The following is a 17,739-nucleotide window of genomic DNA, read 5'->3' as shown; positions in this document are numbered from 1 at the left end:
CCAATATGGGCATCGGCGGCATAACGCCCGCACAGAAACTGAAAATGGCCGCGTGAATTCTACTGCGGAGCCCCGTTAAAAACGGGGGGATTACCGTTTCGCCCAACGGATGTGAAATTAATCCACAAGTAAGTGTCTTGCGGACCTTACTGATCTGTCTGTAGATACTCGACGTTTTCAATTTTTCGTTTTCAGTTGCTGAAGACTTTGTGCTGGTCGAGGGACGATAATGGGTTGGGTTTGCCTGATATTATTGGTCTCACTGAAAATCTTGTCTAAGATATTTGACGATGAATTTCAGGAAAAGCGTCTTGGCGGAACCTATTCCCGGCGTCTCTTCATTGAGGCTGATCTAGCTGTAAATTGGTCGATTTTGTTTAACACACTATTTTACTTCAGCTTTTTACCCGTAGCGTGGACCATTTCACTCGATGATGACTACCAACATAGGGTGGTTGGTCTGATAATTGAGTGGGGACTTCGCATATGGGGTATCGCTGGCGCGGTCCTTAGCGTAATGCCGTTTTTTAGATGCGTGGCATTTTTCCGCGATGAACGCCCCGCTTTGGTCCACGAGTTGGGTTTGCTTAAAGCGGAAAGAGCGCGGCTTGATGCTGCGCAAGAGACTGAAGCGACAAGCTTGCAGAATTCTGTAATAGACGATCAGATTTCGTAGCCGTATCCTGCTCGTGTCATACGAGAAAGGACCCTGAAATGACTACGCTTTACGCCTATGAAGTCAGCCCGGTCACCAATCCGGATCGCTTGTACTTTGCAGCCACACTGGATGAATGCCGGTCGGCTGCATATCAGCAGCGATCCGAGCTTCGGGCTGATCCCGACTACGGCTTGGTAAGTCCAATGCCAATCTATAAGGTTGAGATGGAAATCCCTGACCTTCGGACGTTGTTGAATGGTCTGAACAATAGCGATGATCTGACAAACGCAATCATAATTGATCGGAAACTAGTCGAGACGGTTAGCGATTGAGTTTAAGCTGCGCTTTGCTAGACTATCCCTCAAGTACAGGGGGATAAAATGGCAGAGCTTCATGATAGCTGGCACTTTGATGCACGTCCTGCGTCTTATCGTCTGTTGGAAGAGCAAGGTAGATTGATGCTCACCACATCGACGTCTTCCAGTGGCGCGCAGTTTAAGCATGACAAAGTCTTCAACACGAATGACGAAGCGACAGCAGCTATTTTGAAGCATGCTGGCGACAAGCCGTTTGTGGTGCTGACTGAGCATGAGGACGGACGCTACACGTTGGAGCGGTATGCGTAGGTAGTATGGAGCGAGTGACATGCATAAGAGCAAGCAATTTACGTCGGACGAGCTTGGTGTTTTGTCGAAAGCCAGCATCCAGATATGTGAAGCTTTGCTTATTGAGACGAACTGCGAACGGGCTTTAGAGGTCCGGCGACAGCTATTTCGCGATTGTTCCGGACAGGAACCCGTTGACGCGATTGTCGAGCGGTATCTATCGACACGCGTTCGCACCTAGTCCCGCCAGCAAAAATATTTTTTGCCAGACGGAACCTGCCGGAATCGCGCGCATTATCTGCCGGATCGTGGTTAATGGGGCAGGGCGATGCGAACGAGTTTCAAGCTGGAAATGATGGGTTGGCTGGCAATGGCAACATTTGTCGTTGCGTGTCTTTTCCTCCCGGCATGACAAAAAGGGTCCGGAGCCGAAGCGCCGAACCCTGTTCATGATATAACTGGAGAGAGTGGGACCGGTGCTGACCAAAGTCACCGATCTTGCATCTATTTATGTCCTCGTGGCTTTCAAAGCTTCGGTAGATTGCGCCAAATGTCTTTCGCAGTCATGCAACAAGCCGCTCCCTTTGAGAATGGCGGTTTCCGTTGTATTTCCCGAAAAACCGTCTCGTAAAGCGATGTTGAACAAGCCTTTTGCCTGTCCTGCATACCCGGCTGCAATCACCGCTTCCTCCATGGCTTGCTGATTTCCTTCAGTTTCGGCTTGGTCATGGAGAAGACGTGCAGTGACGATGTGATCGTCGGATGCTCGCAAGCCTTCGTTAAACTTTGCGAGAAGTTCCTTTTGCGCTTGCATAGTCAAAATTCCTCGTCAATTAACGCCAAATCATCGGCGAGACGCTTTCGATTCCGGGCATGAGCCTTTGCGGCTTCTGTAAACCCATATTTTTTGCATGCTTTGATCAGTTCGGCATAGGCGTCTAAGAAAATTTTCCGTTTCGCCGGGTCTACTGCCAATTCGTCGTATGTGAAGTTTCGCACGTTTCATATTCCTTCGTGGAATACGACTTGGATGCATAATGTATAGGTGGCTTTCGCCTCAAGTTAAGTCATATTTCGTTGTTTGGTGGGTTGGATTTATCGGTGGTTTTCAGGGATTGCGGCAACGAGGGCATCCAGCTTGTTTTGCAGCGTATAGCCGTTGCCGTAGTGCATACTGAAACCTTTGCTGGAGTGACCCATGATCGAGTTCTTCAAGGTATCCTGACATCCGCTGCGACGAAGCCGGTCTGCCATGGCATGGCGGTAGCTGTAGAAGCTTCGATCTGGCACCGCCTTCTGGATGATCACGTTCGAAATCTTGGAAAGGTCTTCCGAGCCATTGCTTCGGCAGAACTCGTCAAATCCTTTCGGAAATTTCTTCATCGCTTCCAAGGCGCGACCGATTAGGGGGATTTCGCGAATTCGATCACCATTGCCTTTGACCCTATTTCGGTTTTCGTTAGGACGAATGGCAATGTACGGAATGGGCGCATCGAGAAAAATGTCGTCAGCATGAAGATGCGTTAGTTCCTTGCACGTCGCGCCGGTCATTTCCGAGATGGTGTTCAGTGCCTTCACCTGATCGCTTACGTCGCTTTCGGTCATGGCTTTGCGAACCACACGTAGCTCGTCGTCACTGAAGGCAATACGCTTACCCTTGTGGCTTGCTCCTTCGATCTTGATGCGGTCCCAAGGTGATGGAAGCAGATCAGGGTGGTCGATTTCCAAAATCTTTGTGTGAATCAACCGAAGCCACATGATCTTTTTACGCGCTGAATCGATGTTCAGTTTCTTGTCGGCAATCTTCTTGACCAAATCAGCCTGAAACTTCATGCAGTCCTTCGGTTTGAGCTTGATGATATCAACATCGCCCATGACGCTCGTGAATGATTTTGCCGCCTGAACAAATGGACGCCAGCGTTTGTATCGCTCACGCTCGTCGGAATAGCTCATGAACTTGTCGGTGCTTAGCTCCTGATATCGCTCCAATGCTTTGGTCATTGTCATGCCGGGGTTTTCCGTCACACCGGCGAGCGCAGCAACTTGAACCCTGTCGAGCTTTCCGGCATCGCGCACGGCGCTCAATGCGGGCATGACCATCTCGAATGACTCTTGCTCGCCAGCTTCCTCAACATCCTTGTACGACCGATAGCTTGTGTCAGTCATCGCGCGCCGGACATCGCGGAGCTTTTGAAAGCTGATGTCCTGATCATCGACTGTTTCCAGCAGAAACTTGCGCGCCCACTTAGCAACGTGTTCGCACACGGCAATTTTCGCCTCACTCAAACTGCGCGTATGCAAGCTACGCCATATGATTCCGCCGTAAACCGGTTTCAGCCGCTTCGGGACAGCCATGCGAAAATAGTAAACTTCGCCGCGTTTGGTGACGTAAGGTGTAGACATTGTATTTCCTTCGAAAAATTCAGCGCATAGGTTTCCTTTCCGAATCTATAAAGCTTCAGATGCGCATTTTTGTAATAATGGTGAGTTTCGTACGAGGTCGAAACGCGCATAAAGCGTGTCGATGCATTGGGCATCTTAACGACGGATGCCTGAATACATCCAAACGAAAGATTATGTCAACAGGAATTAGGAAAACATGTTGTTTTTCAATAACTTGAAATAATTTCGAATTTTGGCGTTGCTTTAAGCTGTTCGGGATGACGAGCGAATTACGAGCGGCAAGATAGCTCTTTGACTGACGCCGCAATGCACCAGCCGATATAGCAGTCGATATAGCAAAACGGCTCTGATGTGCCGTATGGCATTGATTTTGTTGAATAAAAGGTAGAATCATGGCGGATTGGGGAGAATATAAATACGAACCCTGAAACCATGTGGAATATCAATATTTTACGAAGCTCTTTAGTTCAGCTTGGTGCTGCTCAACTGCGGTCAGAACGCATTAAGGCGATGCATTCAAACGGCATCTCGCAGAAGCAAATCGCAAAGACACTCGGTATCGGCTCATCGTCAGTTTCGCGAATTGTCTCATCGGCAAGGGCGATCTCCGCTCGGACCGGCACGTCGATTGGAGAAGGCTACTGAACGTCTCAAACTACCATCCGAGCAACCCTACCGTACCATCTTGTATAAATCAGCCGACCGCATTTGCTAGGTTCTTTGGCGAATTGGGTCCTTAACAGTTTAGGTCTTCCCTACCAGTCAGCGCATGTAACCGCTGTGATCACGACGCTATGCGCAGCCAACAAGCGAAAAATAGAATTGTGTCGCGGAGGTAAAAGTCGATTGGTGGGGTGCACTTTCTTGATACTCCCCGGCGGGTCCAGACCAAGCCCGAATTTCTGCCTGGGGTCCCAGCGCAAGTCTTTGAGTTCCGGATCGCTGAAAGCTCGCAACAGCGCGTGGCGGATCAGATGAAAAGCTTCAGAACTTCTGACTGTGCAACAATTACAACTTACAATACCATGCCTGCCACACAGGAGCGGTGGAAGCGTGCAAATAAAACGAGTCAAGATATCGAACTTCCGTTCTATTCGGCAGGCAGACATTGAATTTGGTGACATCACTGTTCTCATCGGAACAAACAACGCCGGAAAGTCGGCTATATTGGAGGCCATCCGCATTGCGCTGACCAGAAGGTGGGGGCAGCGGGGAACGGGCTTCACTGAATACGACGTCCATTTATGCGAGGCTAGGCCTGATCCTAAAATCGGCGATCCCGTCGTCATCGAGGTCGAGCTTCAGGAAGAGGTCGCTAATGAGTGGCCCGACAATCTCCATGGTGAGCTGGAAGATATAATCCAGCTCGATCCGATGTCTGGGCGAGCCTCCATAATCATGCGTGTCAGTTGCTTATGGGACGTTGCCGAGGAGAGTTTCGTTCCACGATGGGAGTTTCTGAACGTTGACAGAAATCCGCTTGCCGGCCGAGGCGCCCGTGCCGTCAACCTGCAGGAGTTTTTCCAGTTTCTTCCTGTCTTTTATCTGGAGGCCCTTCGCGACGTCTCGGACGAGTTTTCCTCACGGAGCCAATTCTGGGGCAAGCTCCTCCGAACAGTTCAAATTCCAGAAAACCTTGAGCGGAAATCGAAGCGCATCTTCGACCTGCTGAACCGGCGTCTACTCGATGCTGACCCGCTTCTGGCCAATCTCGCGACCGGGCTGTCTCATATCAGCCGTGTAGCTGCGACCGACGTCCCAGGACAGGCTGACTTGCGCCTCCTGCCGCTCAATACGTGGGATATCCTCTCCAAAGCCGAAGTCATCTATCAGACCGAGGGCGGTAAGCCTTGGTTGCCGCTGGCAAAGCATGGCCAAGGCGTCCAAAGCCTCTCGGTCATGTTCCTTTTCAAAGCATTTGTCGAGCTGATCCTTGGCGACCTGTACAGGCCCGAAAGCTCGGCGGTTCTAGCACTGGAGGAGCCTGAAACCCACCTTCACCCACAGGCGGCGCGAAGCCTCTGGCGTCATATCAGTGAGCTTCCAGGCCAGAAGATCGTCACTACGCACTCGCCATACTTTCTCCAGCATATTCCCTTCCGTGACATCCGCGTAGTCCGGGTTGAGGACAACGGTACATCGGTAAGCTCCCTGCCACGGCAATTCCGGGCAGCTATTCCCCATATTCCCGCGCTTGATGCGGTCGTCGCCGCATCGGGTGGCCTGGTTACCTATGATCGTGGTCTCAATGAAGTAGTGCTTTTCGGCACCTTGCCGCAGAATCTGTACCAGCAGCTCATCATCGCGTACAACGGGCGACCAGACACCGTGACGCTTCATGCGGCTCTGCGTGCGTTGTCCGACGCCTCTAAGGAGTTCATCTCCGACGCGGAACTCGATCAACTCGAGACCTTTGCCCGTCGTATCCGCGGGGAGATTTTCTTTGCCAGGAGGTGGCTACTCGTTGAGGGACAATCGGATTACCATCTGGTCCACGGCATAGCTAAAGGTTTGGACTATGATCTCGACGAGCACGGTGTCGCTGTCATCGATTTCCAAAATTGTGGCAACCCTGAAATCTTCGCCGTCCTAGCACGCGCCCTGCGCTACCCATGGCTAATTGTGGTGGACGGTGATCCTGCGGGCCAAGGATACCTCGCCAAAATAGCCGGTCGAAGCTTTTCACAGCAGGAGATGGCCAGACGAGCGCACTCGCTGCCGGCTGGATACCTTGAGCAGCAGCTCGTCGCAGACGGCCTTCAGGCGGAGCTCAAGACAATCCTAGCTTCACTTGGAAACGCGAATGCTGCAAATCTCAACGATGCTGACTTGATTTCAACGCTCAAGAAGGACAAGAGCGGCTATGCTGCCGTGCTTGCAAGACAATGCGCTGAAAACCCTGCGCTGGCTCAACGCATGCCTTCGCCGTTCCGCATCGCAATCCAGTCTCTGAGAGGCCTGAGATGACCGATTCCGCCTTCAGTGTCGCGCTGTCTGAACTGACCGAAGCGCAGGCAGTCGCCGTCGCCTGGTGCGATGGGCCGATGTTTGTTCTGGCAGGTCCCGGTTCCGGCAAGACACGTGTGCTGACAACGCGTGTGGCGAAGCTACTTGCAGATACACCCGACCGCTCGTTTCGCGTCCTCGCACTGACCTTCACCAACAAGGCTGCCGATGAGATGTCGGGCCGTGTTACCGCGCTCGTGCCTGAACAGGAACGCCGCGCGCTTATCGGAACGTTTCATTCCTTTTGCATGCAGATGCTGCAACAGCATGGCTCCCACATCGGGATCAATCCCGATTTCGCAATCTATTCACTCGACGTCGACCGTCAGGAAATCTTGCGTGATGCGATTAAAGAGGCGGGACTGAACGCGGAGGATATTCGGCTTCTCTCTACCATCGACAAGCTCAAGTCCCAGCTCGTCCAGCCAGCAGGCTCCGCGCAGTACTTTCGCGACCCATCCGATGGCGAACGCGTCGAGCGGGTCTATACCGCCTACGAGGCTGCCCTTACACATGCCAACGCCTTGGATTTTGGTTCGCTAATTGCTCAGGCCCATCGCCTTGTCACCAGCTTCCCAGGCATCGCCGTTCGCTACCGCAAGACCTACGCTTACTGGATGTTCGACGAGTTTCAAGACACGACCGACGGGCAATACCGGCTGATCCGCGCGCTTGCAGGCGATGACTTCAAGAATATCTTCGCCGTCGCGGATGACGACCAGATCATCTACCAATGGAACGGCGCGAGCTATCAGCAGATTCAGCGGTTTCGAGCTGATTTTTCGCCGCAGGAGTTGCAGCTTCCTACAAACTACAGATGCCCGCCCGCGATCGTCGCGGCTGCGAACCACCTCGTGGTCCACAACCTTCAGCGCACTACCGCCAAGCAGCCGCTCGAAGCGGGCAAGACCTTGCTGAGATATCCGAATGACCAACATATCCGTGTCCTACGATATTCTACCGACGAGGTGGAGGCCGCGTCGATCGCGGACGGCATCTCAAAAATCGATCGTAGCCGTTGGGGTGAGGTCGCTGTTTTGGCCCGCACACGCTACATGCTCGAAAAACTGCACGCCGCGCTGACCCAAAAGCGGGTCAACGCCGTGATCTCCCAACGCCGCGACGATTTCAGGTCGCCCCAGTTCCTTTGGCTGGCTGCCGTTCTGCGCCAGGCTCTCCGGCCCCTTGACCGCCGCGCGTTGGAAATCCTGACGGGTGCATTTAATCGCTGGTTCGGCACTGACACGCGGGTCGATCTCATCGTCACTGCGACTGAACTCACCGAACGATCCTTGCTCGATGAATGGGCGATCGCGGTAACGGCCGCGCTCAACGACAACCCTGATGGTGTCGCCTTGGTAGACCTCGCCGCAAAGTTCGGGAAGGAACCAACGAGGTTCAGGCCGTTCATCGACGCAGTTGTTGCCAAAATCCCTCCACAGGACGACGAATCCAGCGATGTCGCCGAAGATCGTGCAGCTTGGTCCGATCTGGTAAGAAGCATCGGCAAGACTCTTGGCCGCGATGCTCCACTCGAACAGTTTCTGCAGGAACTGGCAATTCGTTCTAAAGAGGCACCCGTTGGGAACAACACCGTTACCCTCATGACCATTCATGGCGCCAAGGGGAAAGAATTCGACCACGTCTACGTCGTTGGTCTCGCAGAAGACATTCTACCGAGCTTCCAGAGCCTTAAAGCGGGAGAATTCAGCCCTGAGATGGAGGAAGAACGGCGAAATTGCTTTGTGGCAATTACTCGCGCGAGGGAATGGCTCTGCCTGTCCTACGCCGACAATTATCGAAGCTGGCCAAAACGGCCCTCTCGCTTTCTCGGCGAAATGGGATTTGCCCTCCCTGAACAGCCAGTTGGTTGAAGCCACAAGCATCGGGTCGGACGTTGAAGACATCTTTCAGCCTGCCTTGAGGAGCGCGCTTTCTCGTTCAGCCAAGACTTGATTAGCGCTCAACCTCAAGCCGCGTCCGTTAGCAACTGCATCCGAGTGTCGCAACTCATCGACCGTACTGAGTCACGTCGCTCGCATCAGGAGCGTCGTCACTATTCTCTGAGGCTATGATGTCCGGTTTGTCTATTTGAAATCATTCCCACAATGCTCCGATGGCTGCTTGGCTCTCTAGAGGCTTGACAATAAAGTTCCGAATCCCAAGAAAAACATCCATTTATGGTTGTGCACTGTCGCAATAGATTACTATGATTTCGTGGGGAATGAGTCGTGCGTTCCGTTCAGTGGGCACGGGGGGAAATGGGGAACACTTTAAATTCTCGTAAGAAGCAAGTGGATGCGTCGCCATACGCGTCATCCTTGATCGAAGGGCATCGCGATTTCGGCTACTCGCTGGAAACAGCAATTGCGGACATAATTGACAACTCGATCACAGCCAACGCAAGACACATAAGTATCGTTGTCGACACGGTCTCCGACGCACCGGCACTAGCAATCATCGACGACGGAGATGGGATGACTGAGCCCGAGCTGATTGATGCGATGCGCTTAGGCTCGAAAAATCCGCTTCACCAACGTCAGTCGAGGGACTTGGGGCGGTTCGGCCTTGGCCTAAAGAGTGCCAGCTTTTCCCAATGCCGGAAACTCTCCGTCGCGTCTGTGCGCGACGGTACCCTTACGACCGCGACTTGGGACCTCGACGAGATCGGACGTAGAAACGACTGGACGCTCGATCTTAACGAGGACGTTGGAGGACCGCCCGGTCTGGAACTTCCAGCGGAGCACGGCACTGTCGTAATTTGGGAAAAGCTGGATCGCCTCTCTGGTGGCATTGTCGGCGATGCGACAAAGCGCAGCGAGTACCTGAACGCTGCACTATCCAAAGCAGAAGGACACATTCGGCTTGTTTTTCACAGGTTCCTGTCAGGAACTCGGCCCAAGCTTCGCATCACTCTGAACGGTCGACGGCTCAAACCTATCGATCCATTAGCCAGCGGCCATTCCGCGTCCCAGATCGGGCCAGAAGAGGTTGTTCCGTTGCCTAATGGTGATGTTGTCATTCAGTGCATGACGCTGCCGCACCACAAAATGATGACGGAAGCTGAATGGATTGAGGTCGGTGGCCCCGACGGGCACCTGCGCTCCCAAGGATTGTATGTTTATCGCGGCAACAGACTAATTATCGCTGGAGGATGGCTGGGACTTGCCAGACAAACCGAACTGACAAAGCTTTGCCGTGTCCGGATCGATATTCCCAACTCGATGGACGCCCTTTGGAAGATCGACGTCAAGAAGGCATCCGCGCAACTACCGCCAGCGATTGGCTCAAGGTTGCGAAGAATAATAGAAGGCTTTCTTGGAACTTCGAGGCGAACCTACCAAAGACGTGGCCAGCGTTTGGTCGATCCGGAGAGGCATCCACTTTGGTCGCGGGTTTCGCAGGACGGCAAGATCATCTTCCGCCCCAACCTGGAACATCCCGCATTCACCGGGTTCGCGAGCGAGCTCCCCGAGCAGTTTCGTGCCGGTTTCGAGACGTGCCTCCAGTTGCTCGGTTCGGGTCTTCCAATCGAAGCGCTCCATGCCGACCTGCTCGGTAATGCGGAGGCGTTGGAGGAGGATGAAGCGGACGAACGCCAGATCAGGGAGATGGTGAATGCCGTAGGCGGTGCTCTGCTCGATGCGGGCGTAGCGAAGGACCGAATGAAGGACGTGCTTCGTGCGCACGACTTTTTCAGAAAATCTTGGATCATGGCCGAGGCTGTGATCGACCAGTACATTGAGGATTTCGATGAACTCCGCACAACAGAATCTGCTCAGCGTCGTTGAGAGTGCCCTCTATGACCAGCCAAGGAAGACGGAAGAAGAATTGCGCCAACTGGCGAGCGGCCTAAGCGTTGCATTGATGACGGGATTGGCCCCCGAGCAAATCGAACAAGTCGTTCGAGTGGTGGAGGAGAAGAGCGGCATCCGTGCAGGGCTCGGTGCAATCATTGACGACGGTGAGTTCGTTCCATGGCTGGACGACGCAAAAGCTTCCATCGATCCCTACTACTGGAACCGATACAGAAAGCTGCTAATACAGCAGGGAATGCCGCGTGACGTGGTTTTATCCCTCGACGCGGTAACCGACAGCATTCTCAGTCGAACCGGAAATCCCAACCTAGATCAAGCGTGGGACCGGCGAGGAATGGTTGTCGGCCACGTGCAGAGCGGCAAGACGGCCAACTATGCCGGACTTATATGCAAGGCGGCAGACGCTGGTTACAGGCTGATCGTTGTCATAGCAGGAATACATAACAACCTGCGCAACCAGACGCAGGGGCGCGTAGACGAAGGGTTCATCGGCCGCGACACAGGTCGGCAATTACCGGGTTCGAAGTCCAATAAGAACGTCATTGGTGTCGGCAAATTTGACCCTTCGCGCACACCTGTAAGTCTTACCAATACGCTCCGCGATTTCCACAAGGATACGGCCTCGACGAACACCAGCGAGATTGACTCCTACAAGGTCCCGGTTGTCCTGGTCATCAAGAAGAACCATCGCACTCTGGCCAATCTGTTGGAATGGTTGCGCGACAACAGTGCTCGCGGCGATAGCGAAATGATCGACCAGCCTATGCTTCTGATCGATGACGAGGCCGACAATGCATCCATCAACACGAAGTACAAGGATGATCTCGTCACGAAGATCAACGGGCAGATTCGTGATCTTCTGAAGATGTTTCATCGTAGCTGCTATGTTGGCTACACGGCCACGCCATTCGCGAACATATTCATCGATCCCGACCAGGAAGATGACATGTTTAAGGAAGACTTGTTCCCTCGAGATTTCATTATCGGACTGGACGCTCCCACGAACTATTTCGGCGGCAAGAAGATTTTTGTAGACGGCATTGATGAAGAGGGGAAAGGACTTTGGCTTCGTAACATTACCGACAACGAAGACATCCTTCCCATCAAGCATGCCATCGACCACGCATTAGACACGCTACCGCCCTCACTTCTCTATGCACTTCGGGCTTTTCTCATCGCACGTGCAATCCGCGATCTTCGGGGACAAGCCGCCAGCCATTGCTCGATGCTTGTCAACGCGAGCCGCTTCACTCGTGTTCAAGGCCTTATTCGCAATCGGCTGCATGAGGCGCTTGAAAGAATCCAGAATGCCGTTCGTATTAATGGGAGTTTGAAGGAGCGAGCACTCGACGATCCCGAGATAGCCGCACTGCGAGATGTCTGGAAGACTGAGTACAGCGAGGCATGGCAAGATTGGAGGGCCATCCAAGAAAGCCTGCTGGACGCTATCGCTTCTGCGAAAGTGGTCGAGGTAAACAGCAGGTCGAACGACCTGAACTACACCGGTGGCGGGGAACGGGGGCAGACGGTTATTGCAGTCGGCGGTTTCTCGCTCTCGCGTGGCCTCACGCTGGAAGGGCTAACAGTCACCTGGTTCCTCAGAAACTCCATGATGTACGACACGCTCATGCAGATGGGACGGTGGTTTGGCTTCCGTGGCGGCTACGAAGACCTATGCCGCATCTGGATGCCGGATGAAGCCATCGGGTGGTATTCTTTCATTGCCAATGCGACCGAAGAGCTTCATCGAGAACTGAAGATCATGGAGCGGGCGAAGGCCACGCCCGGCATGTTCGGTCTCGCAGTTCGCAGTCACCCTTCCGCTCTGATGATTACTGCACGCAACAAGATGGGGTCGTCGGAACAGATCACGACGATGGTAGGACTGGCCAACAAGTTTGTGGAGACGGCGCGGGTTTCGTTGAAAGATATCGAAACCAACAAGACGCTGTCGAGGCAATTCCTGCTGGGCCTCGAAAGCGCTGGCTTCACTCAAGAGAAGGCGGAAGCGTTCGAGGGCGGGTATCTCCACAAGAGTGTGCCGGTCCAACACATCGACGACTTCCTCGCTGGATGGCGTAACGCCGACGAAAGCGTCACCACGGCAACTGCTCCCATTCGCAATTACATTCGAGCGAGAAGCCAAGATGAGCTGAAGGACTGGGACGTGCTGGTTACCGGGCTGCAATCAGGTGCGAGCGATGACACGCTTGGCTGGTCCATACGCCCGATCAGCCGTTATGTAGACCTTGCTGACCTCAAGAGCGGATTTATGTCGTTTAGCGGTAGGCGGATGAGGGTTGCATCGCGTGGTATCGAAAAGGCCGGCATCGATGCAACGAAGGTGAGTGATCGCCAAGATAAGTACCGCCTTGATGAAAACATTACGGAAGGTGCCCGCGTCAATTACCCGGACTCCATTTATCGGGAAGTTAGAGGGCGGCCGCTCTTCATACTGCACCTGGTGAAACCGACGCCGCCGAAAGGACAGGACGCAGATGAGAGGGCAAAGGCGCTCGAAGGGCTGACAGCCGTCGCTTGGAGCATGAGCCTCCCGGCGTCCAACAAGGCGAGCGAACGTGTGGCGTACGTCGTGAATACGCGCAAGATGATTGAGCTTTTCGGTAGCGATGAGCAGGACGAAGATGCAGTCGATAATGACGAATAATCCTTGGGCGCAGCTCTCGATTGGGGATGCTAGGCGCGTTAACGGCAGCGGGCGTTTCGATTTCTTCTGGATCGTTTTGGAAGACTCCGTTCCTGCACTCGCACTTAAACTTGGAACGGATGTCTTGCCTGACAACCGGATTCCAAGACTGCGCAGTCTCGATTTGCGTTATCGATTGATGAACGGAGTGCAGGCGCTGGTGATTTCTCTTACCGACCCTTCACTCTCCGATACGTTCGTAACGCTTTGTCTTGACGTTGTACGAGCTGGAGAGGCCGGCAACGGGATCGATCAGGCACTGATCCTCTGCCTTAACCGAACCAGACGATGGCATTACCTGCTGCGTGGCGGTGTGTCAGACGAGTTGACCGTTGAGGAGCAGCGTGGGCTTGTTGCCGAATTGGCGTTCCTCACAGCGGTGGCCGACGCAAAGGGCCCCGATTTCGCAGTAGAGGGCTGGAAGGGGCCCGAAGGCGCTGCGAAGGATTTCGAGTTTCCTCAGGCATGCGTGGAGGTCAAAGCCCGACGAGCAGCATCGAGGCCATACATCGCCATATCGTCCGAAGACCAACTCGCAGATGTACCCGGCGCGCGTCTGTTTCTGAATGTCACGGAAGTCGCTTCTGGCTTGGAAGGGGACGGCCTTACTCTTCATGAACAAGTGGGAACGATGGCGGCGCGACTGACGCCTTCTCCTTTTGCACTTTCCCGATTCGAAGATTTGCTCGTGTCCGTCGGATACGTCGCCTCGCACCGATACGACGATCGCCGGTGGGTCGTCGGCGCAAACCGTGTCTTCGAGGTATCCGAAGGGTTTCCTCGTCTCGTATCCCCGATGCCAGTGGGGGTTTCCGGTGTTCGATATTCGATTGCACTCAGTGCCTGCACGCCCTTTGAGTTTGGCGGCTCGGTCCTCGACGAGATAAATTAAAGGTACAGCCATGAGTGATTTGCAGGATTTTCATCAGCAGCTGATCGCGGATGTCCAAGGTGACGCGGATGCCTTGGGCCGGGTGACAGCGGAGGCATTTTTCGAGCAAACCGGCACATATCTCACGGAAGCGGGAGAAACAGAGGAAGCGAACTGGTCATATTATGTCGACGATCCGATCAGTCCGAAGGTTCAGGTGCATGGGTACGGCGGCGATCCCCGAGATGGAAACGGCATTCTGTCGCTCATTATCTGCGACTTTCAAGTTGGGCCAACAGTTCGGACATCCAATGCTGACCACGTCAAGAAACTGTTCAAGCGGCTTAGCGATTTCCTGAAGGTAGCGCGCAAAAGATCGTTTAGAGAATCTCTTGAAGAGACCAGTCCCGGATATGGATTAAGTGACCTGATCGCGACGACATGGACGGACGTTGAAAAGATCAAGCTTATCGTCGTTACCAACGCCGAGTTCCGCGCCAAGTCGGACGGCGTTCCCGCAGGTACCATAGACGACAAGGAGGTCACCTACAGCGTATGGGACCTCAAGCGACTGAGCCGCTACGTCGAACAGGGATTGACGCGGCAAAGCTCGGAAGTGGATTTCGTGAAGGACTTTGGGGGCGGCGTACCGGTTTTGAGAGCCTCGGCTGGCGAGGATGCACTTGAGACATATATCGCGGTCATACCGGGAGAGCAGCTTGCAAAAATCTACGACAGATGGGGCCCGAAGCTTCTGGAATCGAATGTCCGAAGCTTTCTTCAGGCCCGTGGAGCCGTCAACAGAGGCATGCGGGACACGATTTCGAAAAGCCCGAGCATGTTTCTCGCATACAACAACGGACTAAGTGCAACTGCTGACGCGATAGAGATCGAGCAGACGCCTGCAGGCCTCTCGATGATCAGGGCTGAGAATCTTCAGATTGTGAACGGAGGCCAGACGACTGCATCCATCCATGCCGCCAGGAAGGCGGCATCCGAGCAGTTGAAGCAGGTCTTCGTGCAAATGAAGCTGAGCATCGTTCCGCATGACCTGTCGGAGACCGTAGTTCCACTTATCTCCCAATACGCAAACAGCCAGAACAAGGTCGCAGCCGCCGACTTTTTCGCCAATCATCCATTTCACATCAAGGTTCAGGAGATGTCGCGGAGGCTACTGGCCCCAGCCGGTGGAGGCGGCTACCGGGAGACAAAGTGGTTCTACGAGAGAGCGAGGGGGCAATTCGCTGACGAACGTGGCCGCCGGACAATCAGTGAGCGCAAGGTTTTCGACGCCGAGTTTCCTCGGCACCAGTTCTTCAGCAAGACGGACCTTGCTAAGTATGAAAACACCTGGAGCGGATCGCCTCATGAGGTGAGTAAAGGCGCCCAGAAAAACTTTTCCGAATTCGCGAAGCAGATTGGCTCGGCGTGGGGCAAGGACGGTTCGGCATTCGACGAAGTTTGGTTTCGCCGGCTCATCGCCAAAACCATTATCTTCAGGAAAACGGAAACGCTGGTCTCAGCCGCCGAATGGTATCAAGGCGGTTATCGCGCAAACATTGTGACTTACGCCATCGCGAAGCTCGTCAAGGACGCGGAGAAGAGAGAGCGCGTCATTGATCTGGATACGGTATGGAGGCGGCAGGCAACAAGCTACGATCTCGAGCAAGCCCTTCTAGCGGCTGCCGAGGAGGCTCAAGCGGTGATCCTCACTCCGCCCGCAGGGATCAAGAACATGAGTGAGTGGGCAAAAAAACAGGCTTGCTGGAAGACCCTTAGTGATCGCTCGGTATCCTACGATGATGGCCTGGAAAACGTTCTTGTCGTTCCAGATGAAGCCGCGTCGGAGGTTCGAGATGCTCGGGCTGATCGGTCGCTTACAAACAGTGCATCCGCCGAAATGCGCGTTCACCAGCTAGGCGCGGCTTTATGGAAGGAAGCTTACATTTGGGGCCACAAGCATAGGAAGCTCACGCCACGGGATATCGGCATCATGGAGACATGCGCCGCCATTCCACGACGTATGCCAAGCGACCGCCAATGTGTCCTTGCGATCACCATTTTGAACAAGCTGGTAGATAGCGGCTTCAGTCATACAACACTAGCTGTGGATCAAACCACGGCCGACTAGGCGTAGTCGAATACTGGTAGAATTGCCTTGGCGATTTGCAAAGCGAGATATGGCGGCACCGCGTTTCCTACTTGGGTGAACTGTTCGGTCCTGTTCCCCATGAATCGATAGTTGTCCGGAAATGTTTGAAGACGCGCAGCCTCGCGCACTGTTAATGACCGGCACTGTTTAGCGTCAGGGTGAATAAAGTAGTGTCCATCCTTGGCAATGTGGCTCGTGATCGTGGTCGATGGGACGTCCCGCCGTTGAACCCGAAAGCGGTCAGCAAACTTACCGCTTTTCCAATTGACGTGAGCGGGAGCGATCTCAGGTGGAAATTGGCTCGCTTTTGGGCTGTACCCTTCGGCCACGGTAAAGCATGCCGCGTACATGTATCTGGCCAAGTCACTCGGCATGTGCCCGCGAGTATCGTGGTTTGGAACCGCACGAAGCTTGGGGTCGTCAAGGAACGTCCTAAGCGATTCCGGAAGATCGGTATCGAGGCCATTACGAACGTTCGACTGCCTGGGAAAACTGGCAAGCTGCCCTACCTGTGCCGCGACGTCGTCAAGGACAGTTGTGTAAGCCCCCACATTTCGGCCGGGGTAAGAGTTGGAGATAGATTTCAAGAGCGATGCGGCGTCATTGACCGCTTCCCGCAAAGCAGCCGGACTGTCGTTTCTGCTCAAGCCGGTCCGGAGCATCGGTAGCGTCCTGATCATTTCATTTACCGTGACCTTGCGGTCGTGCCTTCTGAGTTTTGGTATAACGTGAGTAGGCAGGCGCTCTGCGATGTCGGCCCTTATTCCACAAACGATCACGCGATGACGCGCTTGAGGCACACCATAATCTTCTGCCTTGATCAGAAACCGGCGGGGGCTAGCGATCGACGTGTCATCGTCGGAAAGACTGAAGAGTCGGTATCCCGGGCCAGCATTCATGAGATCAGCCATAACCTGTCCGAAAATTGCCAGTCCTTCAACAGTCGAGGACAGCATCCCTTTTACATTCTCCATGATGAAGACGGCTGGGGACAACTCATTCAATACCCGGCAGTATTCTCTGTACAGAAAGTGTCGATGATCTTCCGATGCAACGTAGGACTTGGTGCCCGCGTTCCGCGCACGGCCCACCAGTGAATACGCTTGGCATGGAGGACCACCAATCAGAAGCGTCCGATCATGCGATTCATGTTTAACCTCATTGATTGCAGCTGACAGGAGGGAGGTCGTCTCGGCTTTACCCAGCTCTGCACAGATTGCTTCCGCTTCTGCTGAGCTCCATTGTTGAGGATAAAGATCGAACCAGTCAGGCTCCTTTATCTTGCCTTCGATCCAAGCATAGTATTCCGGTGGAAACGTCGGGAAGTGACGAAGGAAAGCCCTTAGACGCAATGTGCGATGTGCGGCCTTGTCTTTTTCGATGGAAACCCAGATTTGGTATGGGTGATCCGTCGAATTGCTTAATTGGCAGGCGGAAAAGCCTTCGCTCAGCCCACCGGGACCAGAAAAGAGATCGACTATTTTGACGCTACGATTCATGAAAAAAATCTCCGACTGCT

12 protein-coding genes are annotated in these 17,739 nt (G+C 53.8%); 8 read left to right on the top strand and 4 right to left on the bottom strand.

The features are described from left to right. Positions 1 to 714: 714 nt before the first annotated feature. Together EDF70_RS28905 and EDF70_RS28900 are read left to right on the top strand one after the other, a co-directional pair. Positions 715 to 990 carry a hypothetical protein gene (locus EDF70_RS28905; RefSeq protein ID WP_132281531.1) on the top strand — a complete coding sequence of 92 codons (276 nt, stop codon included), beginning with the start codon at positions 715 to 717 and terminating at the stop codon, positions 988 to 990. Positions 991 to 1,038: 48 nt separating this feature from the next. Continuing rightward, a complete protein-coding gene (locus EDF70_RS28900; protein WP_132281528.1) occupies positions 1,039 to 1,284 on the top strand; it encodes a hypothetical protein in 246 nt (81 codons plus the stop codon). Positions 1,285 to 1,771: 487 nt separating this feature from the next. On the opposite strand, the gene EDF70_RS28895 is transcribed toward EDF70_RS28900, so the two are convergent. The 3 genes from EDF70_RS28895 to EDF70_RS28885 form a co-directional block, all read right to left on the bottom strand. Next, positions 1,772 to 2,077, bottom strand: coding sequence for a hypothetical protein (locus EDF70_RS28895; protein ID WP_132281525.1), 306 nt, complete (start codon positions 2,075 to 2,077; stop codon positions 1,772 to 1,774). Between the two features lie 2 nt (positions 2,078 to 2,079). Beyond that, positions 2,080 to 2,262 (bottom strand): hypothetical protein, encoded by a 183-nt coding sequence (locus EDF70_RS28890; RefSeq protein ID WP_132281522.1) that lies wholly within the window; start codon positions 2,260 to 2,262, stop codon positions 2,080 to 2,082. Between the two features lie 96 nt (positions 2,263 to 2,358). Beyond that, positions 2,359 to 3,666 (bottom strand): DUF6538 domain-containing protein, encoded by a 1,308-nt coding sequence (locus EDF70_RS28885; RefSeq protein ID WP_132281519.1) that lies wholly within the window; start codon positions 3,664 to 3,666, stop codon positions 2,359 to 2,361. Positions 3,667 to 4,719: 1,053 nt separating this feature from the next. Between EDF70_RS28885 and EDF70_RS28875 the strand changes: the two genes are divergently transcribed. From EDF70_RS28875 to EDF70_RS28850, 6 genes are all read left to right on the top strand, one after another. Beyond that, positions 4,720 to 6,633, top strand: coding sequence for an AAA family ATPase (locus EDF70_RS28875; RefSeq protein ID WP_165932183.1), 1,914 nt, complete (start codon positions 4,720 to 4,722; stop codon positions 6,631 to 6,633). After that, positions 6,630 to 8,546, top strand: coding sequence for an ATP-dependent helicase (locus tag EDF70_RS28870; RefSeq protein WP_132281510.1), 1,917 nt, complete (start codon positions 6,630 to 6,632; stop codon positions 8,544 to 8,546). The genes EDF70_RS28875 and EDF70_RS28870 overlap by 4 nt, the downstream gene beginning before the upstream one ends. A 357-nt stretch (positions 8,547 to 8,903) precedes the next feature. Further along, positions 8,904 to 10,463, top strand: a complete 1,560-nt coding sequence (locus EDF70_RS28865; RefSeq protein ID WP_245519422.1) for an ATP-binding protein — start codon at positions 8,904 to 8,906, stop codon at positions 10,461 to 10,463. After that, on the top strand, positions 10,426 to 13,158 hold the full coding sequence (locus tag EDF70_RS28860) for a Z1 domain-containing protein (protein WP_132281507.1): 2,733 nt from the start codon (positions 10,426 to 10,428) through the stop codon (positions 13,156 to 13,158). The genes EDF70_RS28865 and EDF70_RS28860 overlap by 38 nt, the downstream gene beginning before the upstream one ends. Continuing rightward, entirely contained in the window at positions 13,148 to 14,089 is a 942-nt protein-coding gene (locus EDF70_RS28855; protein WP_132281504.1) for a PD-(D/E)XK motif protein, read from the top strand. The genes EDF70_RS28860 and EDF70_RS28855 overlap by 11 nt, the downstream gene beginning before the upstream one ends. 10 nt (positions 14,090 to 14,099) lie before the next feature. Next, on the top strand, positions 14,100 to 16,199 hold the full coding sequence (locus EDF70_RS28850; RefSeq protein WP_132281501.1) for an AIPR family protein: 2,100 nt from the start codon (positions 14,100 to 14,102) through the stop codon (positions 16,197 to 16,199). On the opposite strand, the gene EDF70_RS28845 is transcribed toward EDF70_RS28850, so the two are convergent. After that, complete coding sequence (locus tag EDF70_RS28845; RefSeq protein WP_132281499.1) at positions 16,196 to 17,719, bottom strand: DNA cytosine methyltransferase; 1,524 nt, start codon at positions 17,717 to 17,719, stop codon at positions 16,196 to 16,198. The genes EDF70_RS28850 and EDF70_RS28845 overlap by 4 nt on opposite strands. Positions 17,720 to 17,739 lie beyond the last annotated feature (20 nt).

This window comes from Neorhizobium sp. JUb45 (assembly GCF_004343585.1).
Lineage (GTDB): Bacteria > Pseudomonadota > Alphaproteobacteria > Rhizobiales > Rhizobiaceae > Neorhizobium.
The sequence above is the reverse complement of the archived record's forward strand: the minus strand, read 5'-3'. Positions and strand labels throughout refer to the sequence as shown.

Bases quoted from the DNA above. Each gene is read 5' to 3' on its own strand.
- EDF70_RS28855 (WP_132281504.1), top strand. From the start codon at position 13,148: ATGACGAATAATCCTTGGGCGCAGCTCTCGATTGGGGATGCTAGGCGC.
- EDF70_RS28905 (WP_132281531.1), top strand. From the start codon at position 715: ATGACTACGCTTTACGCCTATGAAGTCAGCCCGGTCACCAATCCGGAT.
- EDF70_RS28845 (WP_132281499.1), bottom strand. From the start codon at position 17,719: ATGAATCGTAGCGTCAAAATAGTCGATCTCTTTTCTGGTCCCGGTGGG.
- EDF70_RS28900 (WP_132281528.1), top strand. From the start codon at position 1,039: ATGGCAGAGCTTCATGATAGCTGGCACTTTGATGCACGTCCTGCGTCT.
- EDF70_RS28870 (WP_132281510.1), top strand. From the start codon at position 6,630: ATGACCGATTCCGCCTTCAGTGTCGCGCTGTCTGAACTGACCGAAGCG.
- EDF70_RS28885 (WP_132281519.1), bottom strand. From the start codon at position 3,666: ATGTCTACACCTTACGTCACCAAACGCGGCGAAGTTTACTATTTTCGC.
- EDF70_RS28850 (WP_132281501.1), top strand. From the start codon at position 14,100: ATGAGTGATTTGCAGGATTTTCATCAGCAGCTGATCGCGGATGTCCAA.
- EDF70_RS28860 (WP_132281507.1), top strand. From the start codon at position 10,426: ATGAACTCCGCACAACAGAATCTGCTCAGCGTCGTTGAGAGTGCCCTC.
- EDF70_RS28895 (WP_132281525.1), bottom strand. From the start codon at position 2,077: ATGCAAGCGCAAAAGGAACTTCTCGCAAAGTTTAACGAAGGCTTGCGA.